This window comes from Bradyrhizobium sp. USDA 4454, assembly GCF_054822705.1.
Genome location: NZ_JBTRCN010000001.1, coordinates 5645682 through 5670386, shown reverse-complemented (window position 1 = coordinate 5670386; position 24705 = coordinate 5645682). Strand labels below are relative to the sequence as shown.

The 24705-nt window shown below is 65.2% G+C and carries 20 protein-coding genes; 13 read left to right on the top strand and 7 right to left on the bottom strand.

What is annotated here, in order from left to right; genetic code table 11:
- The first annotated feature begins 42 nt into the window (after window positions 1-42).
- The 4 genes from ACVIW0_RS26360 to ACVIW0_RS26345 all read left to right on the top strand — a co-directional run bounded on the left by ACVIW0_RS26360 (window position 43) and on the right by ACVIW0_RS26345 (window position 5973).
- Window positions 43-2244: an amylo-alpha-1,6-glucosidase gene (locus ACVIW0_RS26360; protein WP_461355003.1), complete on the top strand. Its 2202-nt coding sequence runs from the start codon at window positions 43-45 to the stop codon at window positions 2242-2244.
- Window positions 2245-2286: 42 nt separating this feature from the next.
- A complete protein-coding gene (locus ACVIW0_RS26355; RefSeq protein ID WP_461355002.1) occupies window positions 2287-2805 on the top strand; it encodes a PRC-barrel domain-containing protein in 519 nt (172 codons plus the stop codon).
- A gap of 88 nt (window positions 2806-2893) precedes the next feature.
- Entirely contained in the window at window positions 2894-4132 is a 1239-nt protein-coding gene (locus tag ACVIW0_RS26350) for an MFS transporter (RefSeq protein ID WP_461355001.1), read from the top strand.
- A 215-nt stretch (window positions 4133-4347) separates the two neighbouring features.
- Window positions 4348-5973, top strand: a complete 1626-nt coding sequence (locus ACVIW0_RS26345) for a L,D-transpeptidase family protein (RefSeq protein WP_461355000.1) — start codon at window positions 4348-4350, stop codon at window positions 5971-5973.
- An 83-nt stretch (window positions 5974-6056) separates the two neighbouring features.
- Here the strand turns inward: ACVIW0_RS26345 and ACVIW0_RS26340 are convergent, their stop codons facing one another.
- Together ACVIW0_RS26340 and glgA are read right to left on the bottom strand one after the other, a co-directional pair.
- Complete coding sequence (locus ACVIW0_RS26340; protein ID WP_461354999.1) at window positions 6057-7115, bottom strand: class I SAM-dependent methyltransferase; 1059 nt, start codon at window positions 7113-7115, stop codon at window positions 6057-6059.
- 194 nt (window positions 7116-7309) lie between these two features.
- Window positions 7310-8737: a glycogen synthase GlgA gene (gene glgA, locus ACVIW0_RS26335; protein WP_461354998.1), complete on the bottom strand. Its 1428-nt coding sequence runs from the start codon at window positions 8735-8737 to the stop codon at window positions 7310-7312.
- 153 nt (window positions 8738-8890) lie between these two features.
- Between glgA and ACVIW0_RS26330 the strand changes: the two genes are divergently transcribed.
- From ACVIW0_RS26330 to ACVIW0_RS26295, 8 genes are all read left to right on the top strand, one after another.
- Complete coding sequence (locus tag ACVIW0_RS26330) at window positions 8891-10123, top strand: CaiB/BaiF CoA transferase family protein (RefSeq protein ID WP_461354997.1); 1233 nt, start codon at window positions 8891-8893, stop codon at window positions 10121-10123.
- Window positions 10124-10285: 162 nt separating this feature from the next.
- On the top strand, window positions 10286-11782 hold the full coding sequence (locus ACVIW0_RS26325; protein ID WP_461354996.1) for an ABC transporter substrate-binding protein: 1497 nt from the start codon (window positions 10286-10288) through the stop codon (window positions 11780-11782).
- Between the two features lie 6 nt (window positions 11783-11788).
- Window positions 11789-12739, top strand: coding sequence for an ABC transporter permease (locus ACVIW0_RS26320; protein ID WP_028334331.1), 951 nt, complete (start codon window positions 11789-11791; stop codon window positions 12737-12739).
- The gene (locus ACVIW0_RS26315) at window positions 12726-13595 is read left to right on the top strand and encodes an ABC transporter permease (protein ID WP_461354995.1); all 870 of its coding nucleotides are present in this window, start codon (window positions 12726-12728) and stop codon (window positions 13593-13595) included. The genes ACVIW0_RS26320 and ACVIW0_RS26315 overlap by 14 nt, the downstream gene beginning before the upstream one ends.
- The gene (locus ACVIW0_RS26310; RefSeq protein ID WP_461354994.1) at window positions 13592-14575 is read left to right on the top strand and encodes an ABC transporter ATP-binding protein; all 984 of its coding nucleotides are present in this window, start codon (window positions 13592-13594) and stop codon (window positions 14573-14575) included. The genes ACVIW0_RS26315 and ACVIW0_RS26310 overlap by 4 nt, the downstream gene beginning before the upstream one ends.
- The gene (locus ACVIW0_RS26305; RefSeq protein WP_461354993.1) at window positions 14572-15540 is read left to right on the top strand and encodes an ABC transporter ATP-binding protein; all 969 of its coding nucleotides are present in this window, start codon (window positions 14572-14574) and stop codon (window positions 15538-15540) included. Before ACVIW0_RS26310 ends, ACVIW0_RS26305 begins: the two co-directional genes overlap by 4 nt.
- Before the next feature lie 140 nt (window positions 15541-15680).
- Window positions 15681-16751 (top strand): alcohol dehydrogenase, encoded by a 1071-nt coding sequence (locus ACVIW0_RS26300; protein WP_461354992.1) that lies wholly within the window; start codon window positions 15681-15683, stop codon window positions 16749-16751.
- A gap of 134 nt (window positions 16752-16885) precedes the next feature.
- Window positions 16886-17968: an isocitrate/isopropylmalate dehydrogenase family protein gene (locus ACVIW0_RS26295; protein WP_461354991.1), complete on the top strand. Its 1083-nt coding sequence runs from the start codon at window positions 16886-16888 to the stop codon at window positions 17966-17968.
- Window positions 17969-18133: 165 nt separating this feature from the next.
- Here the strand turns inward: ACVIW0_RS26295 and ACVIW0_RS26290 are convergent, their stop codons facing one another.
- Complete coding sequence (locus ACVIW0_RS26290) at window positions 18134-18442, bottom strand: hypothetical protein (protein WP_461354990.1); 309 nt, start codon at window positions 18440-18442, stop codon at window positions 18134-18136.
- Between the two features lie 488 nt (window positions 18443-18930).
- The gene (locus ACVIW0_RS26285; RefSeq protein ID WP_016844123.1) at window positions 18931-19326 is read right to left on the bottom strand and encodes a helix-turn-helix domain-containing protein; all 396 of its coding nucleotides are present in this window, start codon (window positions 19324-19326) and stop codon (window positions 18931-18933) included.
- Window positions 19327-19947: 621 nt separating this feature from the next.
- Between ACVIW0_RS26285 and ACVIW0_RS26280 the strand changes: the two genes are divergently transcribed.
- Entirely contained in the window at window positions 19948-20202 is a 255-nt protein-coding gene (locus ACVIW0_RS26280) for a hypothetical protein (protein WP_461354989.1), read from the top strand.
- Between the two features lie 50 nt (window positions 20203-20252).
- On the opposite strand, the gene ACVIW0_RS26275 is transcribed toward ACVIW0_RS26280, so the two are convergent.
- The 3 genes from ACVIW0_RS26275 to ACVIW0_RS26265 form a co-directional block, all read right to left on the bottom strand.
- Entirely contained in the window at window positions 20253-21572 is a 1320-nt protein-coding gene (locus ACVIW0_RS26275) for a dicarboxylate/amino acid:cation symporter (RefSeq protein WP_461354988.1), read from the bottom strand.
- Window positions 21573-21672: 100 nt separating this feature from the next.
- Window positions 21673-23181 carry a sensor histidine kinase gene (locus ACVIW0_RS26270; RefSeq protein ID WP_461354987.1) on the bottom strand — a complete coding sequence of 503 codons (1509 nt, stop codon included), beginning with the start codon at window positions 23179-23181 and terminating at the stop codon, window positions 21673-21675.
- A gap of 179 nt (window positions 23182-23360) precedes the next feature.
- The gene (locus tag ACVIW0_RS26265; protein ID WP_461354986.1) at window positions 23361-24635 is read right to left on the bottom strand and encodes a serine hydrolase domain-containing protein; all 1275 of its coding nucleotides are present in this window, start codon (window positions 24633-24635) and stop codon (window positions 23361-23363) included.
- Window positions 24636-24705: the final 70 nt, after the last annotated feature.

Sequence of the window (24705 nt, the reverse complement as noted above, 5' to 3'; positions counted from 1 at the left end):
AACCGAGAGTCGAGACTCGAGCCAAGGTCGCCAGAGGTTCAGATGGCAGCTGACGTCGTTACGCAGATCATCACCGGTCGCATCACCGAGCGCGTCGCCGAATCGCCGTTCTACATTCCGATGACCGGGCCCGCGGCGCGGCCGCGGCGCTCGCTCAAGCATGACGACACCTTCATCGTGCTCGACAGCCATGGCGACATCGGCGCCTCCGCCGGCGGCCCCGACGGCCTGTTCAACGCCGACACGCGCTACCTCGCGCGGCTGGAAATGGTGCTGGAGAACGTGCAGCCGCTGCTGCTCGGCTCCAACATGCGCGACGACAATTCGGCGCTGACGGTCGATCTCACCAATTCCGATGTCTATCGCGACGACCGCCTGACCTTACCGAAGGATACGCTGCACATCGTGCGCTCGATCTTCCTGTGGCGCGGCACCGCCTATCAGCGCATCGGCCTGCAGAATCACGGCGATCACGCTGCGAGCTTCGATCTCACGTTGTTGTTCGACAATGATTTTGCCGACCTGTTCGAGGTGCGCGGCGAGCGGCGGCCGCGGCGCGGCATCGGCTCGAGCAAGCTGCTCGGTCCGACCGACGTCGTGCTGGAATATTGCGGCCTCGACGAGCAGACGCGGATCACCGCGCTGCACTTCGATCCGCGACCGACACGGTTGTCGGTCAACGCTGCGACCTACCATTTCGATCTCGAGCCGGCGCAGGTCACCTCGCTGTTCGTCGCGGTGTCCTGCAACAAGCCGATCATGCAGAAGCCGGTGCCGTTCTTCCGCGGGCTGTTGGCGCATCGCCGCGAGATGCGCAACTCGTCGGCCGGCGCGGCCTCGATCGAGACCTCGAACAACATCTTCAACGAGGTGCTGTGCCAGGCGATGGCCGACCTCAACATGCTGATGACGGAAACGCCGCAGGGCCGCTATCCCTATGCCGGCATTCCCTGGTATTCGACGACATTCGGCCGCGACGGGCTGATCACCGCGCTGCAGATGCTGTGGGTCGACCCGCGGATCGCCAAGGGCGTGCTGAAGCGGCTGGCGCTGTTCCAGGCCAAGGCGGTCGATCCGTTGGCCGATGCCGCGCCGGGCAAGATCCTGCACGAGATGCGCGGCGGCGAGATGGCCGCGCTTCGCGAGGTGCCGTTCGCGCACTATTACGGCAGCGTCGATTCGACCCCGCTGTTCGTGCTGCTGGCCGGGCTCTATCTGGAGCGCACCGGCGACGTCGAGACGTTGCGCGAGCTGTGGCCTGCGGTCGAGGCCGGACTGCAATGGATCGATGGTCCGGGCGATCCGGATCGTGACGGTTTCGTCGAATATCAGCGCGCGACCGATGAAGGGCTCCGCAATCAAGGCTGGAAGGATTCCTTCGACGCCATATTCCACGCCGACGGCACGCTGGCCGAGGGCAATATCGCGCTGGCGGAAGTGCAGGGCTATGTGTTCGCCGGCAAGCAGCTCGCCGCGCGTACGGCGCGGATCCTTGGCTTTGCTGACAAGGCGGCGAAGCTGGATGCCGAGGCCGAGCGGCTGCGCGAGCGGTTCGAGGCGGCATTCTGGTGCGAGGAGCTCGGCACCTATGCGCTCGCGCTCGACGGCGCCAAGCGGCCGTGCAGGGTGCGTACCTCGAATGCCGGGCAGACATTGTTTTCCGGCATGGTGCGCGAGGACCGTGCGCGACGGGTCGCCGCCGATCTGATGAGCCAGAAGTTCTTCTCGGGCTGGGGCATTCGCACCGTCGCCGCAGGCGAGGCGCGCTACAACCCGATGTCCTATCACGACGGCTCGATCTGGCCGCACGACAATGCGCTGATCGCACTCGGACTGGCCCGCTACGGCCTCAAGCATTCGGTCGCGCATCTGTTCAAGGGGCTGTTCGACGCTGCGAGCTACATGGAGTTGCGGCGGCTGCCGGAGCTGTTCTGCGGCTTCCGCCGCGAACGAAGGCGCGGCCCGGTGCTCTATCCCGTCGCCTGCGCACCGCAGGCCTGGGCGAGCGCGACGCCGTTCACGCTGCTGGAGGCGGCGCTCGGGCTCGAATTCGACACCGTGCGCGGTGAGATCCGCCTGCGCGATCCGCGCCTGCCGGAATTCCTCAACGACGTGGTGCTGCGCGACCTTCGGCTCGGCGCGTCCAGTGTCGATCTGCGGCTGCGTCGCCACGGCGACGAGGTGTCGCTCGAAGTGCTGCGCACGCGCGGACAGATCCAGGTGTCGATCGTGCTGACGCATTGAGCGTTGTCGCGCGGCGGACCGGGCAATCGTGGGGAGAGGTAAATGCGTGCTGGGATCATGATCATGCTGGTCGCAGCGATGCTGCTGACATGCGCAGATGTCCGTGCCGCGGACGATGCATCGCCGGCGCCGACACCATCCTCGCCGCCGGCAGCTCAAGAGCCGCCAGCAGCCCCTGCGGCACCGAAGGAGCAGGCCAAGGAGTCGCCGCCGCCGTCGGTGACCGTGATCGGCGCGCGCGATGCGCATGGCATTCTCGGGCGTGACGTGCGCAGCTCTGCCAATGAGGACATGGGCCGCATCGTCGACGTCATCGTCGACCGCGACGGCAAGGTCCGCGCCGCGGTGATCGATTTCGGCGGCTTCCTCGGCGTCGGTAGCCGCAAGATCGTGGTCGATTGGAACGCGCTGCGTTTCGCCGGCGTTTCCAGCAAGAGCGACAGCATCACGCTGGATCTCAACAAGCAGCAGGTGAGCGCTGCGCCCGAATACAAGGAAGATACGCCGCTGATCGTGTTGGGCGCGGCTGGCAGTCTCCATCCATGGGATTACGAACATTAGGGGGCTCAAACTGGTCGCGCGTCCGAACTCTTCATTCGAGACGGTTGGCGACGATCGTGAGAAGCGATCAGCCGGCAGCACCAATATTGTGTCGATTGTCCCCGATCAGCCCAATGCCGAGCCGCCGCGCGGGCCGTCACGCGAGAGCCAGCACGGGCTCGACTGGTTCATCTTCTTCCTGGCCGATGTGCAGACCGGCTTCGGCCCGTTCATCGCGGTCTACCTGACGACGCAGAAATGGACCCAGGTCGAGATCGGCTTCGTGCTGTCGATCGGCGGCATCATCGGCCTGCTGGGCCAGATGCCCGGCGGGGCGATCGTCGACGCGGCGCGCTCGGAACGGGTGGTCGCAGGCTGCGCGGTCGCCGCGATCGGATCGGCCGCGCTGGCCTACGCGCTGTGGCCGATTTTCCCCGTGGTGACGCTCGCCGCGACACTGCACGCGCTTGCAAGCTGCGTGCTGGGACCTGCGATCGCCGCGATCAGCCTCGGCCTGGTCGGGCCCCGGGCGATTGGCGAGCGGCTCGGGCGTAACGCGCGCTTCGCCTCGCTCGGCAACGGCTCGGCTGCGGCGTTGATGGGCGCCTGCGGCTATTTCCTGTCGAGCCGTTCCGTGTTCCTCGTCACCTTCATCCTGGCGATCCCGACACTGTTGTCGCTGGCCCGGATCCGCGAGCGCGAGATCGACATCGCGCAGGCGCATGGCGAGGTGAAGCGCGAGGTCCCCGACAAGCGGGCCACCAGCGTCTTCACTCTGGTGCGGCACCGGACGCTCCTGATCTTCGCCGGCGCGATGATGCTGTTCCAACTGGCCAACGCCGCGATGCTGCCGCTGATGGCAGGCGTGGTCACCGCGCGCTCGAGCCAATGGGCGCCGGTGCTGATCGCCGCCTGCATCATTGTGCCGCAGGCGATCGTCGCGCTGTGCTCGCCGTCGGTCGGCCGCAAGGCCCAGGCTTTGGGCCGGCGACCGTTGCTCCTGCTGGCCTTCGCCGCGCTGGCGATCCGCGGCCTGTTGTTCGCGACGGTGCGCGATCCCTATCTGCTGGTCATGGTGCAGATCTTCGACGGCATCACCGCGGCGATCTTCAGCGTGCTGGTGCCGCTGGTCGTGGCTGACGTGGCGTTCGGCAGCGGCCATTTCAACCTGGCGCAGGGCATTGTCGGCACCGCGGTCGGCATCGGCGCGTCGCTCAGCACTGTGCTGGCCGGTTATGTCAGCGACAAGCTCGGCAGCAGCACCGCCTTCATGGGCCTCGCGGGCGTTGCCGCGCTGGGGCTGTTCATGATTTGGCTGGTGATGCCGGAGACGCGGCGGGCGGCGTGAGGGCGAGGGCAGCTCTCTCGGCCGTGACCCTCCAGGCGGGGGATTTCGACGACTACGGGTCGGTTTTGGCCGCGGGACCCTTCCTCCTGCATGCGGCGTCATATATGAGTGATTTGCTGCTGGAACGAGCCGATGCCGGCGGCGGTTAATCAATCCAAAATCGTGCTCTGGTAGGGATCGACGCAGCGCGGCAGGCATTTCGACCGAGGAATGGCATGAAGAATCGAAAGACGACGGCGCAGACCACCGGAGCGATGCGGCGTTGGGGGCGTCCCGCCTTTGCGACATTCGCGGCGATGGTCACATTCGCGTCACCGACCGGCGGCGCGGCGGCGAAGCAGCAGCGTCCGGCAGCAACCGTCGAGGCGACGGCGCCGCGGGCTGCGGGCGAGCCGATCATGGCGATCGTGTCGATCAGCGCCCAGAAGGTGACTTTCTACGACGCCGACGGCTGGATCTATCGCGCGCCGGTCTCGAGCGGCGTCAAGGGACGCGAGACGCCGGCCGGCGTGTTTGCGCTGGTCGAGAAGGACAAGGACCATCACTCGACCATGTACGACGATGCCTGGATGCCGAACATGCAGCGCATCACCTGGAACGGCGTCGCGCTGCATGGCGGACCGCTGCCGGGCTATGCGGCCTCCCATGGCTGCGTCCGGATGCCCTATGACTTTGCCGAGAAGCTGTTCGACAAGACCCGGATCGGGATGCGGGTGATCATTGCGCCGAACGACGCGGCCCCGGTCGACTTCACCCATCCGGCGTTGTTCGTACCCAACGCACAGGCGATCGCGGCGGCTCCGGCGCGCGCCGAGAAGCTGGCCCGCGAGGCCGCGGATGCGGCCAAGGCTGCCGACGAGGCGAAGAAGGCCTCCGTAGCTGCGAGCAAGGAAGCCGCACTGTCGACGCCGGCGTCGCTGCGCAAGCTGGAGCAGATCAAGATCCGTGCCGACGCCGCGGTCGCGTCCGCCGACAAGGCGTTGGCCAAGGCCAAGACCGACCAGGCCAAGGCGCGTGCCGAGGATCTGAAGCAGAAGGCGGTCGCCAAGGCTGCGGAAGCGACCGCGCAGTTCGAGGCGGCCCAGGGCGACGCGAAGCCGAAGCTCGATGCCGCAGCCGCCGCGAAGGAAGCCTTCAAGGCGGCCGAGGCCAAGAAGGCCGACAGCGAGAAGGCGGCGACCGAGGCCAAGCTCGCACTGGAGCCGGTCTCGGTCTACATCAGCCGCGCGACGCAGAAGCTCTACGTCCGGCGCAACACCCATAAGCCATGGGCCGACGGCGGCGAGGTGTTCGACTCGAGCATCGAGGTTCCGGTCACAATCCGCGATCCGGACAAGCCGATCGGCACGCATATCTATACGGCGATGGCGCGCAGCGACTCCGGCCTGCGCTGGACCCAGGTGACGATCGACGACGGAGACAACGCCAAGGACGCGCTCGACCGCATCACCATCCCGCAGGATGTGCTGGATCGCATTGCGCCGACCGCCGTGCCGCGCTCTTCGATCATCATCTCGGACGAGCCGTTGAGCGCCGAGACCAACTATCGCACCGAGTTCGTTGCCGTGCTGAGCAACCAGCCACAGGGCGGCTTCATCACGCGCAAGCCGACACCGCGGCCGATGGATGAGGATTATCCGATTGCCAGCAGGGACGACGACGGCTTCGGCTTCTTCTCCCAGCGCAGCTGGAATCCGCAGTCCGGCACCCAATACGGCTATCCGCAATACGGCAATCCTCAAGCGCCGACCCAGTACGGCAATCCGTATTATGGCAATCCGCAAGCCGCCAATCCGCGCCGGCGCGGCGGCCAGTACTACTGGCAATCGCAGGACTGGTAGCCGGGCGCTGACGGCGTAGCCGCAGAGGTCAGCACTGAGCAATGGACGGCGGTGCAGTACCGCCGTCCATTTGCGTTGTGCAGTTACGGGCGAGCTTCCAGGATCAGGTTGAACGGCGTTTCCGCCGCGCGGCGGAAGCGCGAGAAGCCGCCCTGGCGTGCAACCTCGCGCAGCCTGGTCTCTCCGGCCTGCGCACCGAGCGCAAGCCCGACCTCCTGATCCAGCGAGGCCGGCGTGCAGATCATCGTCGAAGCCGCGTAGTAGACCCGCCCGATCGGATTGAGGTTGTCCTCCAGCCGGTCGCCCGCGAACGGCTCGATCAAGAGGCAGGTGCCGTCATCGGCGAGGGTGGAGCGGGTGTGCCTGAGGGCGCCAACCGGATCGCCCATGTCGTGCAGGCAGTCGAAGAAGCACACCAGATCGTAGTTGTTGGCAGGGAATGTCTTGGCGGAATGCGTCTGGAATTGGACGCGGTCCGACAATCCGGCCTCCTTTACGGCGATCCGCGCCGCATGGATCGAGCCGTCGTGATAGTCGAAACCGTAGAAGGTCGATTTCGGAAACGCCTCCGCCATCAGCCGCGTCGAGACGCCATGGCCGCAGCCGACATCGGCGACAACAGCGCCCTGCTTCAGCTTGTCGACCACACCCTCCAGCGCCGGCAGCCATTCCTGCACCAGATAATGCTTGTAGCTGGTGCGGAAGAAGCGGGCGGTGCCGCAGAACAGGCACTCGCTGCGCTTGTTCCAGCCGACACCCTTGCCTGTCTTGAACGCGTCGGTGATTTTCGGCTCGTCGAGGAAGGTCGCTCCGACAAGGCTTCCCACCGCGCCGAGGAAGACCGGGCTGTCCTCGTCGGCCAGCGCCAGCGCTTGCTCGGGCAGCATCGAGAATTTTCCGGTCGCGCTGTCGTATTCGATGTAGCCGGAGGCCGCCTGCGCCGAGAGCCATTCCTGAACGTAACGCCCGGCCGTTCCCGTTGCCTTGGCCAGCGCCGCGGCATTCATCGGTCCTTGCTGGGCAAGCGCCTTGTAGAGCCCGAGCTTGTCTCCCAGCAGCATCAGCGAGGCGTTCATCGCCGCGCCGACATCGCCAATCATCTTACCCATGAATGAATTAAGACGCTCCTCGTTGACGTCCATGATGCTCCTCCATCGCAATCGCGTTTTGTGAAAAGTTCATCATTCGCAATTTCATGCATGCGTCGTCGTCCGGGTGGGCACCCGGGAGGAGCAGCATGATTGCACAAATAGGTTCGGCGGCGGAGGCTGATTGTTACGCGGGTGGCTGGGATCCCAGAGCGGCCAGACTTCACGACCTTGCGAGGCGTCGCGCGTTAGGCCGCTGCTCGCGGCATGATCAGCTTTTTGTACAGCGCGCTGTAGCAGGCGGCCGACAGGTCCCAGCTGTAGGACTTGGCCATCGCACTGGCGCGCATGGCGTTGAGGCGATCCTTGGCGCGGTAGGCGTCGAAGGCGCGCCTGACACCGCCGAGGAAGGATTCCGGCGATGGTTGGGAGAACAGGAAGCCGGTCTCGCCGTCGGCGATGGTCTCCGCAAGCCCGCCGGTCTGGTGGCCGATCGGCAGCGAGCCGAAGCGCTGCGCGTACATCTGGCTGAGGCCGCAGGGCTCGAAGCGCGACGGCATCAAGGTGAAATCGCTGCCGGCGAAGATCCGCCGCGCCTGCCCATCGTTGAAGCCGATCATGACGCCGATCGCGTCCGGCCGGCGCCGGTGCGCGGCGACCAGCGCGTCCTCGATCGCGGGTTCGCCGCTGCCGGTGACGACGATCTGCCCGCCGGCCTCCAGGATCTCGTCCGCGGCCGACAGCACGAGGTCGACGCCCTTCTGATGGACCAGCCGCGCGACCAGGCCGAAAATCGGCCCGCGCGAGACCGCAAGCCCGAATTGCCGGCGGACATAGTCGGCGTTGGCCTGCTTGCCCTTCCAGTCGCCGGCGCCGAACGGCTGCGCAAGCTGGGCGCAGTGGCGGGGGTCCCAGCTCTCGTCGATGCCGTTCAGGATGCCGGTCAGCTGGTCGGCAGCGGAGCGTACGCGCAGCAAGCCCTCCAGCCCGCAGCCGAGCTCCGCCGTCGTGATCTCCCTCGCATAGGTCGCGCTGACCGTGGTCAGGTGCGAGGCGTAGACGAGGCCGCCCTTGAGGAAGGACAGCTTGTCGTAGAACTCCAGCCCGTCGATGTGGAACGAGCTTTCCGGTGCGCCGATCCGCCGCAGCGAGTCCTTCGGAAACAGGCCCTGATAGGCGAGGTTGTGGATGGTCAGGATCGACGGAATCCGCAGCTGACGCCAGGCGAGGTAGGCAGGTGTGAGCGCGGCCTGCCAATCGTTGGCGTGAACGAGGTCGGCTGCCCAATTCTTGTCCAGCGTTCCGGCTGCAAGTTCGGCAGCGGCCGAAGCAAAGCGCCCGAAGCGGATGTCGTTGTCCGGCCAGTCGCGGCCGGACTCGTCGCCATACGGATTGCCCGGCCGGTCGTAGAGCTCCGGACACAGCAGCACGTAGACCGGCAGCCCGTCCTTGGTCGATGCGCGGCCGAGCGTGCAGGCCGGCATCTCGGCAAGCGCTGCGCATTGCCCGACGATCTCGATATGCGTGAATTGCTCGACCACATCCCGGTAACCGGGAAGCATGATCCTGACGTCGCTCCATGGCCGGAGCGCCCGGGGAAGTGCGGCGGAAACGGCGCCGAGCCCGCCCACGCGGACGAAATCGTCCATCTCGGTCGTGACGAATAAGACCTTCAACAAGCGCCCTCGTTCCAGCCCGACACAGGGCTATGCAAGATCGGGTCCAATCTGCCTTTGAGTAAAATGCAAGACCGCCCGCGGTCCCGGTCTGGACGAGACGCTTTCCTGTCGGGGCGGCTCACTTTAGGGTCACGCGACGCCGAACAACCAATGACGAACGTGGAGGAAGCCTTGCCGACGACCATAGCCGCGGACGATGAGGGGAATTTGACAGGGAGTTTCGACGGCCTTCGCGTGCTTGATTTTTCGACCACGATCGCCGGACCTCATTGCACGCGGATGCTCGCCGACATGGGCGCTGAGGTGATCAAGATCGAGCCCGCCGAGGGCGAGACGATGCGGACGCGACCGCCGCTGCGCAACCAATGCTCGACGGCGTTCGGCCAGCTCAATATCGGCAAGAACAGCCTGGTGCTCGACCTGAAGTCGCCGGCCGGCGTCGAGGCCGTACGTCGGCTGATCGCGACCGCCGACGTGCTGGTGGAGAATTTCCGCCCCGGCGTAATGCGACGGCTGAAGCTCGATTATGCCCCGGTGCGCGACCTCAATCCGAAGCTGATCTTCTGCTCGATCTCCGGCTACGGCCAGACCGGCCCGTCAGCGGAATTGCCGGCCTATGCGCCGGTAATCCATGCCGCCTCGGGCTACGAGATGGCGCATCTCGCCTACCAGCCGGGCCGCTCGCGCCCGGACTATTGCGGCATCTATCACGCCGACGTGCTGACCGGCGTCTACGCCTTCGGCGCGATCTCGGCGGCGCTTTATCAGCGCGGCGTAACCGGCAGGGGCCAGCACATCGACGTCTCGATGCTGGAATCGATGCTGAGCCTGACCCTGAACGAGCTCCAGTGGTCGCAATTCGAGGTCAAGCAGACCCAGCGGCCGATGTTCGGCCCGATCGAAACTACCGATGGCTACGTGATGGTGGCGATCGCCAGCGAGAAGACGTTCCAGAACCTGATGCAGGTGATCGGCCGGCCCGAATGGGTGTCCGATCCGCGCTTCGCCAAATATTCCGATCGGCGGGACAACTGGGCCGGCCTGATGGAGGGCGTCGAGACATGGTCGCGCACGATCAGCACCCAGGCCTGCCTTGCCGCGCTCAATGAATATGGCGTGCCGTCGTCGGCCTATCGCACCGTGCGCGAGGCGCTCGCCGATCCGCAAATCGCCCATCGCGGCGCGCTGGCCGAGGTCGAGGACGGCGGCGGCAGCTTCAAGGTGCTCAATCTGCCGTTCCGCATGTCCGGTGCTGCGGTCGGTCCGCGCAAGCGGGTGGCGACGCTCGGCGAGCACACGCTATCCTATCTGAAGGAGATTGGTCTCTCCGACGATCAGATCGCGGGCTTCGCAACGCGACCGGCAAGCGCGGCAAGCAATTAAGCCTGCGGCTTTTTCAACCGCTTTACGGTCTTGTCGCGCGCGGCGATTCCGGACAAGCTGCAGCCGGCACACGACGATCCGGAACGCCGGACGTCGCCCACCTGGGAGGGAGCATCAATGAAGCTGGTCGGGCGCGCGCACGCAGTTGTGCGCATATTTCTTATGGCGGGATTAGGCGCGGCCGCATTCGCTGCGCCGGCCCATGCGCAGAAGCAGGGCGGCACGCTGACCGTAGGCCAGGAACTGGACATTCCCGGCTTCGACCCGCTCAAGGTCGGCGTCTACGACACATCGGCCAACACTGCGGCGGCCGCGATCTTCGACACGCTGATGACGCTCGACGAGAAGGGCGAGCCGAAGCCGAAGCTCGCGCTGTCCTGGGAGCATTCCGACGACTTCAAGACCTGGACCATCAAGCTGCGGCCCGGCGTCAAATTCCACGACGGCACGCCGTTCAATGCGCAGGCGGTGAAGGAGAATTTTGATCGCCAGAAGGATCCGGCCAACAAGTGCCGCTGCGCCTTCTACATTTCCAGCATCAAGAGCGTGGACGTCGTTGACGACCTCACGGCGCGCTACAATTTCAGCGACCCGGCGGTGAATTTCCCGGCGACGCAGTCGATCCAGAGCTCCAACAATGTGATGCAGTCGCCGACCGCGTGGAAGACCAAGGGCGACGATTACAATCGCAACCCGGTCGGCACCGGTCCCTACATCCTGAAATCCTGGACCGCCGGCGACCGCATGGTGCTGGAGAAGAACCCGGACTATTGGGACAAGGGCAAGCCCTATCTCGATCGCATCATCCTGAAGCCGTTGCCGGATGCGCAGTCGCGCTTTGCCTCGCTGCAATCGGGTGAGGCCGACGTCATCTGGGACGATGAGTACGACGCCGACAATATCGTCAAGGCGCAGAAGGATTCCAGCCTGACCGTGCATTCCTATGCCGGCTCCGGCGCGCAGGTCTACGCGTTCAACACCAAGGCGGCGCCGTTCGACGACGTCCGCGTGCGCCAGGCGCTGGTGATGGCGCTCGATCGCAAGAAGATCTCGCAAGCCATCACCAACGGCCTGGCGCGGCCGGCCAGCAATCCCTATGGCGATGGCTCCTGGGTCAAGTGCAAGGATGACGGCGCGCTGCCGGAAGACGTCAACAAGGCCAAGGCGCTGCTCAAGGATTACGGCAAGCCGGTCGATTTCAAGATGATCGTCTCGGCGACGCCGCGCGGCCGCACCGTTGGCCAGGTGCTGCAGCAGATCTGGAAGCGGGTCGGCGCCAACATGGAGATCGAGCAGGTTGACCAGGCCACGATCGTGCCGCGCGCCTTCATGCGCCAGTTCCAGCTGACGCCGTGGCGGATCGTCGATCTCGCCGATCCCGATCCGCAGATGTACGCCAATTTCCACACCGGCAGCCCGGTGGCGCTGGCGAATTTCTCCGATCCGGAGCTGGATCGCCTGCTGGAGCATGCCCGAACCACCGCCGATGTCGCCAAGCGTACCGAGGACTATTGCGCAGTCAGCCGCCTGATCAACAAGGAGGCGATCTGGTTCTGGACCTTCCAGAACACCTATTACGCGATCTCGAGCGCGAAGGTGAAAGGCATGCCGAAGATGTTCAACGGGGTGCTCGACGTCTCCTACGCCTGGAAGGAATAGCCTTTCATGCTGTTCTTCGTCGCGCGCAGGCTCCTCTATCTGGTGCCGGTGCTAATCGCGGTTTCGGTACTGACCTTCGTGATCGCCTCGCTGCTGCCTGGCGATCTCGCCTATGTGATCCTCGGCGACCAGGCGACGCCGGAGAACGTCGCGGCGCTGCGTCACGACATGGGGCTCGATCAGCCGATCTGGCTGCGCTATCTCGGCTGGCTGTGGCACATCCTGCAAGGTGACTTCGGACGATCGTTCCGCACCGGGCAGACCGTGCTGCAGGCGGTCAGCGAGCGCATCCCGGTCTCGTTCGAGCTGATGATCCTGGCCGAGCTGATCGGGCTCGCGATCGGGGTGCCGCTCGCGATCGCCTGCGCGGCCAAGGCGGGCTCCGCGTTCGACCGCTTCATGACCGGCTCGGCCTTCGGCATGCTGTCGGTGCCGACCTTCCTGTCCGCGATCCTGTTGATCTATCTGTTCGCGGTCGAGCTGCGGCTATTGCCGGCGACCGGCTATGTGCCGTTCACCGAGGATCCGGTCGCCAATCTGCGCTTCATGGTGCTGCCGGCGCTGACGCTCGGGCTTGCGGAATGGCCGGGCATCATGCGGGTGCTGCGCTCCGACATGATCGCGGCGCTGCAGGAGGACTATATCGCGCTCGCCAAGGCGAAGGGCCTGAAGCCGTCGCGCATCCTGTTCGTGCACGCGCTGAAGCCGTCGTCGCTGACGCTCGTCACCATCACCGGCATCAATATCGGCCGCTTGATCGGCGGCGCCGTCATCGTCGAATCGATCTTCGCACTGCCGGGGATCGGCCGTCTGCTGGTCGGCGCGATCTATACCCGCGACCTCATCATCCTGCAGGGCGTGGTGCTCTTGGTTGCCGCCGGATTCGTGATCATGAACTTCATCGTCGACATGCTCTACGCCCTGCTCGACCCGAGGATCCGCCATGGCCACGCTTGAGCTGAGCCTAGACGAGTCCCATGCGGAGCCGGTGCGGCGCCGCCGCCAGCTCGGCATGCTGTTCTGGATCGCGGCCGGGTGGATGGTGCTGGTGTTCGCGGTCGCGATCTTTGCCGACCTGTTGCCGCTGCCGAGCCCGACCGACATGGACATGCTGGAGCGGCGGGCGCCGATCTCCGCCGAGCACTGGCTCGGCACTGACGGTCTCGGCCGTGACGAGCTGTCGCGGCTGATCCATGGCGCGCGGATCTCGCTGATCGTCGGCCTCTGTGCGCCGATGATCGGCGTCACCATCGGCGGCGCGCTCGGCATGCTCGCGGGTTATTTCCGCGGCCGCTTCGAATCCTTCGTGGTCGGCAGCATGGATGTGCTGCTGGCGTTCCCACCGCTGATCCTGGCGCTTGCGGTCACCGCCTATCTCGGCCAGTCGATCTTCAACCTGACCTGCATCCTCGGCGTGCTCGGCATTCCCGCCTTCATGCGGGTCTCGCGCGCCGCGACCCTGTCGCTGGCGCGGCGCGAATTCGTCATCGCGGCGCAGGCGCTTGGCGCCACCCATGCGCGCATCCTGCTGCGCGAGCTGCTGCCCAACGTGATGCTGCCGCTGCTCGCCTTCTTCCTGCTCGGCGTCGCCGTCACCATTGTGGTCGAGGGCTCGCTGTCGTTTCTCGGCCTCGGCGTGCCACCGCCGATCTCGAGCTGGGGCAGCATGATCGGCGAGGGGCGCGAAAGCCTTGATGTGGCGCCAATGCTCGCCTTCATTCCGGCGATCGCGATGTTCCTGACCGTGCTCGCGTTCAACCTGATCGGCGACACGATGCGGGCGCTGACCGATCCCAGGCAGGGTGCGCTATGAGCGGTGCGTTGCTGTCGGTCGAGAACGCGGTGGTCGACCTGCCGACGCCGCGCGGCAATCTGCGGGCGGTGGATCATGTCGATCTCGCCGTCGGCGCCGGCAGGACGCTCGGCATTGTCGGCGAGTCCGGTTGTGGCAAGACCATGCTGTCGCGCGCGATCCTGCAACTCTTGCCCAAGAAGGCGAAACTGTCCGGCCGGGTGATGTTCGACGGCCAGGATCTGACGGGATTGTCGGCGGAGAAGTTACGCAAGCTGCGCGGCCGCTCGCTCGCGGTCGTGTTCCAGGACCCCATGACCTCGCTCAATCCGGTGCTGACGATCGGCACCCAGCTGATCGAGACCATTGTGGAACATCTCGAACTCGATCTCGCCCAGGCCAGGCGGCGCAGCATCGAACTTCTGGCGGCGGTCGGCATTCCCGCGCCCGAGCAGCGGCTGGCGCAATATCCGCACCAGCTCTCCGGCGGCATGCGCCAGCGCGTCGCGATCGCGGTGGCGCTGTCCTGCGAGCCGCAGCTTTTGATCGCCGACGAGCCGACCACCGCGCTCGATGTTACGATCCAGGCGCAGATCCTCGATCTGTTGGCGCGCGAGCAGCAGCGCCGCCATATGGCGATGATCATCATCACCCATGACCTCGGCGTGGTCGCCGGCCGCACCGACGAGGTCGCGGTGATGTACGCGGGGCGCGTCGTCGAGCGCGCGCCGACGCCGGCCTTGTTCAAGCGGATGCGGATGCCTTACACCGAGGCGCTGCTGGCCGCGCTGCCGAAGCTCGACGTCGCGCCGCATACGCCGCTGCCGGTGATATCAGGGCGGCCGCCGGATCCGACCCGGCCGCTCAAGGGCTGCTCGTTCTCGCCGCGCTGCCGCTATTCGGCCGGGCGTTGCGGCGCGGAGAAGCCGCGGCTCAGTCCGGCGGAGACGCCTGAGCATCTCTATGCCTGTTTCCATCCGATCGCGGGGGCCGGCGCATGATGCTGCAGGTCGCATCCGATCCGCTGATGAAGGTGGAAAACCTCGTCGTCGAATATTCGGTGGGCGGCAAGACCATCCATGCCGTCTCCGATGTCAGCCTCGAGATCGCGCGCGGCGAGACGCTGGGACTGGTCGGCGAATCCGGCTGTGGCAAGTCGACGCTCGGCCGCGCCGTGCTGCAATTGCGCCAGGCGGTCTCCGGCAAGGTGCTGTTCGACGGTCACGATCTCACCAGCTTGAAAGGCGAAGCGCTGCGCCAGATGCGGCAGCGCGTGCAACTGATCTTCCAGGACCCGATTGCCTCGCTCAATCCGCGACGGCGGATCGGCGATATCGTCGCCGAGCCGCTGGTGATCGCCGGCGTCAAGGATCAGGACCAACGCAAGCGGCGCGTCAGTGAGGTGCTGTCGGCCGTCGGCCTCGACCCCATTCTGGTGAGCGGGCGGCTGCCGCATGAATTCTCCGGCGGCCAGTGCCAGCGCATCTGTATCGCGCGCTCGCTGGTGCTCAATCCGGAATTCGTGATCTGCGACGAGCCGGTGTCCGCGCTCGACGTTTCAATCCGCGCCCAGATCCTCAACCTGTTGGAGGAGATGAAGGCGCGCTACGGTCTGACCCTGCTGTTCATCGCCCACGACCTCGCGGTGGTGAAGGCGGTCTCGGATCGCGTCGCGGTGATGTATCTCGGCCGGCTCTGCGAGGTCGCTCCGTCGGAGCAGCTGTTCGCGCGGCCGGCGCATCCCTATACCGCGCTGCTCATCGAAGCGATTCCGGTGCCCGATCCGGATGTGCGTCCAACCCAGAGCGTGCCGGTCGGCGAGCCGCCGTCGCCGATCGCGCCGCCCTCCGGCTGCCGCTTCCGCACCCGCTGCCCGCGGGCGGATGCGCGCTGTGCCAGCGAGGTGCCGGAACTGCGCGTGGTTGCGCCCGGCCAATACGTGGCTTGCCATCATCCGCTGGTGTGAATAGGGCTTGCGCTCTGAATAGATATTGGCCTTCGACCCCGCCGCATGGCGGCTTGCTCGAAAATGGGGTCATGAACGTTTGTCCCGCGCGGGCAGCCGTGGCAAGGTCCGCCGCAAGAACAAAGCTCGGGAGAACAGCGATGAAGAGTTTCCAGGTCGTCGATTTCAACGCCCCCTTGAAAGAAGTTGACCAGCCGACGCCGCAGCCGTCGGGCACGCAGGTCTTGATCAAGGTCAAGGCTGCCGGCGTCTGCCACAGCGACCTGCACATCTGGGAGGGCGGCTATGATCTCGGCCATGGCCGCAAGCCGCTGTCGCTGAAGGATCGCGGCGTCTCGCTGCCGCGCACGATGGGCCATGAGACGGTCGGCGAGATCGTGGCATTCGGGCCCGATGTCAGGGATGCCGACAAGGGCGGCCTCACGGTCGGCGATGTCGTGCTGGCGTATCCGTGGCTCGGCTGCGGCAAATGCCCGACCTGCCTCGGCGGCGACGAGAATATGTGCGCGATCAAGCCGAATGCGCTCGGTGTCTATTGCGATGGCGGCTACGCCGATCACATGACGGTGCCGCATCCGAAATATCTGCTCAACCTCAAGGGGCTCGATCCGGTCACCGCCGCGCCTTACGCCTGCTCGGGAGTCACGACCTACAGCGCGCTGAAGAAGGTCGAGAAGGATTTCGACACGCCGATCGTGATCTTCGGCGCCGGGGGGCTGGGCCTGATGGCGCTCTCGCTGTTGAAAGCGATGGGCGGCAAGGGCGCGATCGTGGTCGATATCGACGCCAGGAAGCGTGAGGCGGCCGAGGCCGCCGGTGCGCTCGCGACCGTCGACGGCAAGGCGCCCGATGCGCTGGAGCAGCTGATCAAGAAAGCCGGCCAGCCGATCCGCGCCGCGATCGACCTGGTCGGCAACGCCCAGACCTCGCAGCTCGGCTTCGACTGCCTGACCAAGGGCGGCAAGCTCGTGATCGTCGGCCTGTTCGGCGGCGGCGCGCCGTGGGCGCTGCCGCTGATTCCGATCAAGGCGGTCACCATCCAGGGCAGCTATGTCGGCAATTTGCGCGAGACCCAGGAGCTGCTCGACCTGGTGCGGACCAAGAAGATTCCGGCGATCCCGGTGACGCCGATGCCGCTGGCCAAGGCGAACGAAGCGCTGACCAATCTGCAGAAGGGCCAGCTCGTCGGCCGCGCGGTGTTGACGCCGTAAGATCAACTCCCCGTCATTCCGGGATGGTGCGTCAGGACCAGACCGCAGATGCGCAATTGCGCATCGGGGAATCTCGAGATTCCGGTTCGATGCTCCGCATCGCCCCGGAATGACTGTTGTGTTCCGGAGACCCCATGTCCGCCAACAACGCCCTCCACATCGCCGTCCTCGGTGGCGACGGCATCGGCCCCGAGGTGATGGCGCCGGCGCTCGAAGTCTTGCGCAAGATCGAGGGATCGGCCGGCCTCAAATTCCGTTTCACCGAGGCACCGGCCGGCGCCGGCCACTACAAGGAAACCGGCAAGTCGATGCCGGACAGCACGATCCGGCTGTGCGAGGAGGCGGACGCGATCCTGCTTGGCGCCTGCGGCCTGCCGTCGGTGCGCTATCCCGACAATACCGAGATCGCGCCGCAGATCGAATTGCGGATGATCTTCGATCTCTATGCCGGCGTGCGGCCCGCGCGATTGATCCCGGGCGTGTCGAGCACGATCGTCGGCGCCGATCAGAACGGCATCGACCTCGTCGTGATCCGGGAATCGACCGAGGGCCTGTTCGCCTCGATGGGCAAGGGTGTCGTCACCGACAGCGAGGCGCGCGAGACCATGGTGATCACGCGCCACACCTCCGAGCGGCTGTTCGAATTCTCGTTCCGGCTTGCCGAACGCCGCAAGGCGCGCGGCAAGGTTGGTGGCGGGCTGACCTGCGTCGACAAGGCAAACGTATTTAAGGCGTTCGCATTCTTCCGCGGCATCTTCGACGCCACCGCGAAGCGTCATCCGGACGTCAGGGCCGATCACCTCTACATCGACGCGGCCGCGGCGGCGCTGGTGAAGCGTCCATGGGATTTCGACGTCATGGTGACCGAGAACATGTTCGGCGACATCCTGTCCGATCTCACCGCCGGCCTGATCGGCGGCATGGGCATGGCGCCGTCGGCCGACATCGGCGATCGCTACGCGGTGTTTCAGCCGTGTCACGGCACGGCGCCCGACATCATGGGGCAGGGCAAGGCCAACCCGACCGCGATGATCCTGTCGGCCGCGATGATGCTGGACTGGCTCGCCGACAAGCACGGCCTCGAAGGCGCAGCCGAAGCCGGCGAGCGGATCGAGCGCGCGGTCGACAAGGTCTATGCCGGCGGCATCAAGCCGTTCGAGTTCGGCGGCAGCAACGGCACCGCCGACGTCGCGAAGGCCGTGCTGGCGGCGCTTTAACAAAGACACCGGGACGGACGACCTAACGTCCCGTCGTGTGAGGCGCGCGCGGAGCGAGCCTCGAAACATGCACGGCGACGGGCCGTCGACCCTTCGAGGCTCGCTCCGCTCGCGCCTTCAGGATGACGGAGAAGAAGAGGGGGCCGAAGCCCCCTCGCTGGGCGATCAGCGCCAGTGTCCGCCGTGATGCGCGCCACCGTGATGGCCGTGATGCCGATACCCATGATGATGGTGGCGCGGGTTGAAGTGCCGACGATGATGCCAGCCGTGATGACGCGGTCCGTAGCCATAGCCCGGTTGCCAGTAGCAGCGGCCCCAGCGGTCACAGATCTGGCGCACCTTGTCGACATTGGATGTTTCGCCTGCGATGTGGCCGGCCTGCGGCAGCCCGTTCGGCATCGCCGATGCCGCGCCGGACATCAACGCTGCGCTTCCGAGCGCGGCGAGTCCAATAACGGCAAGCTTGATATTCATTGAGTTCTCCTTGGTTGAGGCCTGGAAACGTCCATGCGGCCGCTTCGTTGCTGCGACAAAAAGACGAGCCGTGCACTTGGTTCTGGCGAGGCCGGTTCAACGCAGCAAATGCGGGAGTTGTGAGATGGTCGCGTGCGCGGGCGACAATTGGCCGCGCGACAGAATGGCGACGCGTCGCGCTCGCATGTGCTGCATCTGGTGCAGCCGGAGCGCGAGCTGGAAAAGCTTGCCCTATGCACGCCGAGCGCGAAAGCGCGTGCCCAAGCCGAAGCGATCGATGACGTGATGCCTGCCGGCCCTTGACGATCCGCGCGTTCGAGGCGGACTGAAGCAACCTGCATCACAGATTGTTGAGAGCGGCCGCAGCCAAAGAAAAAGCGCTGCCATCGTCGATGGCAGCGCTTCGACAACCTCCGGCCGACCGGCCCGGCGGCCGATCCCTGCGGCGTGGTGGATCGCGTTCGCGGCCTCGCGATCCGATCCGCGGCTCAGTCTTCGTTGGCGGCGATCGATTCCATCAGCGACACCAGCTGGCGCTGCACGGTCTGATCCTTGATCTTGCTGTAGGCGCGCAGCAACCGGAGGCTGAACGCGCTGTCGAGGAACAGCAGGCTCTCGACTTCGCGGGCCTTGTTGTCGCCGTCGTAGAAGAAGGTGACCGGCACGTCGAGCGCGGTCGCGATCTGCTGTAGGCGGGCGGCGCCGACACGGTTGACGCCTTTCTCGTACTTCTGGACCTGCTGGAAGCTGACGCCAAGCTTGTCGCCGAGCTCGGCCTGCGAGATCTTCTGCTCGACGCGGCGCAGGCGAATCCGCTTGCCCAACTCAATGTCCGGCTTGCCGGCGCTGCGCTGCTTCATCTTCTTTGCTGCTGATCTGTTCATTCTTGTGACCCGTCCTTAATCGAGAATCCCTGGCCCGGTCGGGTCAGGGACACGTTGATGATGTACCGCGTTAAGCTCGAGTGGATCGTCAGTTCGTCCGAACGACGAATTCCAAGAAGATCGCGGGATGGTATCCAAACGCACATGCGCATTGGAAGCACCCTTTACCGACACGGCCGACTACCTGAAGTCGATCGCACTAAGGTGTCTCTCGACACCCCGCCCTCAACATTTGGCAAAATATTGACCAAATCACAACTAGCGCGAGTTTGATCGTCACAGATTTTGCGCGCATGCTTACTGGGCGGCACTGCACTGCGCCCGTAAATCTACGGGCAACTGTATTGTACGGGCGTCTTTGTAAGGATGCAACCCCAGCTAGTGCATCCTGAGGTCGCGGCGATGGTCCAAGGTTGCTTGACTGAATCGCAATCAGTGCGAAAAGTTTGACGTAAGTCCAAGTCAGGCTTTCGGAATGTTGCTGGACAATTGCCCAAAAGTTCTGAATCATCTGGAACAAATCTGTGCCTGCGAGAAGCCGGCGAACTCTGGCGGGAGCGGCCAATGAAGCGAAAGAGGGGTACTCCCCGACTCTACCTCGCGGCTTCGGGAGTGGAAGATATGCCGGTGGCAAATACGGAAGAACGGTTGCTGGCACTGCTTGCAACTCTGGAAGAATGTCAGGCGTTTCTGACAGACCGGGCGAATACGGAGACGGCGCGGCTGCTGTCCCTTGCCATCCTCGAACTCCGGATGGAGCTCCACAAGGTGACGGATTCCGAGCTGAAGGCGCTGTGTGACATGATCGCGTCGGACGAGCCGGTGCAGGAACCGGCGACCAGGCCGTTGCCGCCCTATCTGAGGCTGATCAAGTAAGCGAGCGCCCGCGGCCAGACGCGGGACGCTGCCGGCTTGAGCTGCGCCGCTCAGCCCGCGGTCACGTCGACCGCCTCGGCGCCTTCGAGCACGCGCCGGGCCTTGTCACGGTCGAGGTCACCTTCCCATGCCGCAACCACGACGGTGGCGACGCAGTTGCCGATCAGATTGCCGAGGGCGCGCGCCATGCCGATGAACCAGTCGACCGAGAGCACCAGCACGAGGCCGATCGCCGGGATGCTCGGCACTGCATTGAGCGTTGCCGCCAGGATCACGATCGCCGAGCCCGGCACGCCATGCGCGCCCTTCGAGGTGATCAGCGAGACGCCGAGCACCAGCAGCAGGTCGCCGAGCGACAGCGGCGTGTTGGTCGCCTGTGCGATGAACACGACGGCGAGCGTCAGGTAGATCGAGAACGCGTCGAGGTTGAAGGAGTATCCGGTCGGGATCACGAGGCCGACCACCGAATCCTTGACGCCGAGCCGTTCGAGCTTGCGCATGATCTGCGGCAGCACCGCGTCGGAGGACGCGGTGGCTAGCACGATGGTCAACTCCTCACGCAGGTAGCCGAGGAATTTGAGGATGTTGATGCCGGCAAGCGCCATCACCCCGCCGAGCACGCCGAGCACGAAGATCGCGACTGAGATATAGAACAGCGCGACCAGCGACAGCAGCTGCTTCAGCGAACCGACGCCGTATTTGCCGACCGTGTAGGCGACCGCGCCGAGCACGCCGATCGGCGCGACGCGCACGATCAGGCCCATCGCGCGGAACAGCACGGTCGAGACCGCGTCGATGAAGGAGGTGATCTTCTCGCCCTTTTCGCCGCCGACCAGCGCCAGGCTGACGCCGAAGATAATGGCGAAGAACAACACCTGCAGTACGTCGTTGCGCGACAGCGCGTCGAACGAGGTGGTCGGGATGATGTTGAGCAGGAAGCTGCCGACGCCTTCGCCCTTCAGCTTCTGCGCATTGCTGGCGTAGTTGCCGAGCGCCTTGGGGTCCAGCGTCGAGGTGTCGATGTTCATGCCGTGGCCGGGCCCGAACAGATAGGCGAGCAGCAGGCCGACGATCAGCGCGACCGTGGTCATGGTCTCGAAATAGACCAGCGCCTTGACGCCGACCCGTCCGACCTTCTTGAGGTCGCCGGCGCCCGCGATGCCGTGCACCACGACGCAGAACACGATCGGTGCCACGATCATCGAGATCAGCTTCAGGAAGGCATCGCTGAAGATCTTCAGCCCGATCGCAAAATCGGGCGCGGCCATGCCGATGATGATGCCGAGCAGCAGCGCGACGAGTACCTGCACGAACAGCGATGTGTAGAGCGGCTTTCGTGCCACGGTGGCTTCCGCTGCGATGGTCGACATGAATTCCCCCTGTTTATGGCGGCGCTCTTGCCGGCCGAACTCGTCGTATCTTAGCAACTTGCGTGCCAAGATGTCGCAGGATTGGGGGCCATTTGCCCGGTCACTCGCCGGTTTCGAGGGTGCTGGTCACCGTATAGACGACGCCATCGGGCAGGAAATCGACCGTGGCCTCGCCGCCGAGCTGGTCGCGGGCGCTGCGCTCGATCAGCCGGGAGCCGAAGCCGCGCTGCACCGGCGCCGCCACCGGCGGGCCGCCGGCCTCGGTCCAGATCATCCGGAGCTTCGGTCCGGGGGCTTCTTGCAGGATCTCCCAGTCCAGCGTCACCGTGCCGGTGTCGTTGGACAATGCGCCATATTTGGCGGCGTTGGTCGCCATCTCGTGCAGGATCATCGACAGCACCAAAGCGAGCCGCGGCGACAGCGGTACGCGTGGGCCGAACATCCTGACCCTCTCGGAGGTGTTGAGGAGATAGGGCCGCAGCACGCGGCTGACGACGTCCTGCAAGTCGGAGCCCTGCCATTTGTCGGTCGAGAGCAGATTGTGCGCCTCGGCCAACGCGCTGAGACGTCCCTCGAATTTCTCGCGCTCGGCACGGCTCGCGCTGCGGAAGGTCTGGGTGGCGATCGACTGCAGGATCGCCAGCGTGTTCTTGACGCGGTGGTTGAGCTCCTCGATCAGCAAGTCGTGCAGCATCTCGCCCCGCGCGATCGTGGTCGCCATCCGCAGGGCAAAGCCGAGGCCGACCATGAGCAGAACGCCGCCGATCACGCTGGTGATCGAAAGGGTGCGCCACAGTGGCGCCACCAGCGAGTTCTCGGCGATCCCGGCTGCGACGGTCCAGTCGGTGACGCGCGACCGGGTGAAACCGGTGATCAGCGCCACGCCTTCGAGCGAGACGGTCGGCAGCGTCGCCTCGCTGCGGCGGATCATCTCGGCAAACAGCGATGGCGATGCGCGCTGGCCGATGGTCGCCTGCGGGTTCGGCACCCGCGCCAGGTTGATGCCGTCGCTGTCGAAGATCGAGATGGTCCAGTCCTGGTTGAGGCGCTGCTTCTCGATGATGGCCTGGAAGACCTCGATCGGCGGGCTGAACGAGATGTCATAGAGCACCTCGCCGTCGCGGATCACCGGGACTTCGACGGTGATGATCAGCCGCTGCTTCACCGCGCCGAAGAACAGGTTGGAGTATTGCGGCTGCCGGGTCGCGAACACCTTCTCGACGATATCGAGATTGTTGCGCGGCGGCAGGCTCGCGGTATCCGTCGTCAGCGAGGAAAACGCCTGGCGTCCGCTGCGGTCGGCCACCAGGATCACGCCGTCCTTGCCGTACTGGTCGAGGAAGCCGGCCGCGACGCGGCGGAAATTGCCGAAGTCGCTGTTGCGCAGCGAATTGGTCAGCGCGAGCACCTCGAGCCCGCCGGTCATGCGCTGCATTTCCGCATCGAGCAGCAGGCGCACATTGCGCGCGGTCTCCAGCACGCGCTGCGTGGCGGCCTGGCGCTCCTGCCGGTAGTTATGAAAGACGATGCCGACCGCGAAAATAATCAGCGGCAACATCGTTCCCGCGACCAGAAGCGCGAGACGCACTGGCAATGTCAGTTTCGGCACGTAGTCCCCGGGTCGGTGCCCATTTGCAGTGAGCTTAGGGGAGGCCGGAAAAATCCGCCAAAGGAAACAGCTTGATATCAGAAAGATTCCACGGAGCCATGATGCTCAAGCGAGATGTGCGCCGCGGAATAGCTTTTGCCCCGAGAGGGACCGAAAGGTCTTACTGAAAGGCCTTGGCGTCAGAGGTTGCTCTCGGTGATCGCGGCGTAGACCATGGTGCGTAGCTCGCGCCGCAGCGGATAGGCGCTCGACGGCAGCACCTGGGTCATGAAGATGGTGATCAGCTCTTCGGCCGGGTCGATGAAGAACGACGTCGTTGCGGCGCCGCCCCAGTTGAATTCGCCCGGGCTGCCGGCGATCAGCGTCTGCGACGGATGCATGGTGACCGCGAAGCCGAGGCCGAAGCCGATGCCGTTATAGGCGGCTTCGGCGAACATCGAGCGCGACATCGCCGGCAGGTCGACGCCGCCGGGCAGGTGGTTCGAGGTCATCAGCTTCAGCGTCTTCGGGCCGAGCAGGCGGACGCCGCCGAGCTCGCCGCCATTGAGCAGCGCCCGGCAGAAGGTCAGATAGTCGGCTGCGGTCGAGCACAGTCCGCCGCCGCCCGAGATCAGCGAGGGCGGCGACAGGAACGAGCTGGTCGTCGGATCGTCCTGCAAGGTCAGCGTGCCCTTGCGCTCTGCGGCGAGCGGATTGAAGCCGCCCTGCGGATCGGCCGAGTAGCAGGCGGCAAAGCGGTGCGCCTTGTCGGAAGGCACGAAGAAGTCGGTGTCGCTCATGCCGAGCGGCTTGAAGATGCGCTCCTTCAGGAATTGCTCGAACGGCTGGCCTGAAATCTTGCCGACGAGATAGCCGAGCACGTCGGTCGAGACCGAATAGTTCCAGGCCTCGCCCGGCGAGAATTCCAGCGGGATCTTCGCCAGGTCCTCGATCATGCTGTCGAGCGTGCCGGCCTTGATGACCTCGCCGATCTTCTTCTCGCGATAGGCGGCGTCGACATTGGAGCGCTGCTGGAAGCCGTAGGTGAGGCCCGAGGTGTGCCGCAACAGATCGACGATCTGCATCGGCCGCGTTGGTGGCCGGGTCAGGAAGGCAGGCGCGGTGCCGGCGATGAACACGCCGAGATTCTTCCATTCCGGGATGTACTTGGCGACCGGCTCGTCGAGCGCGACCTTGCCTTCCTCGACCAGCATCATGAACGCGACCGAGGTGATCGGCTTGGTCATTGAATAGATGCGGAAGATGGTGTCGTCCTTGACCGGCACCTTGCGCTCGAGGTCGGCAAACCCCTGCACGGTGGAATGCACGATCTTGCCGCGGCGATAGATCAGGACCTGGGTGCCGGGAAAGCGGCCGGCATCGATGTAGCGGCTCTTCAGATGCGCTTCGAGGCGGTTCAGCGCGGTGGTCGACATTCCCGCGGATTCGGGCGAGGCAGGCGTGGGGGCTAACATCGGGCGTTTCTCCGGCTGGCAAGGCAGCCTTGATAGCCGAAAAGTGTCTGTTTCACCAACCGGCCGCTGC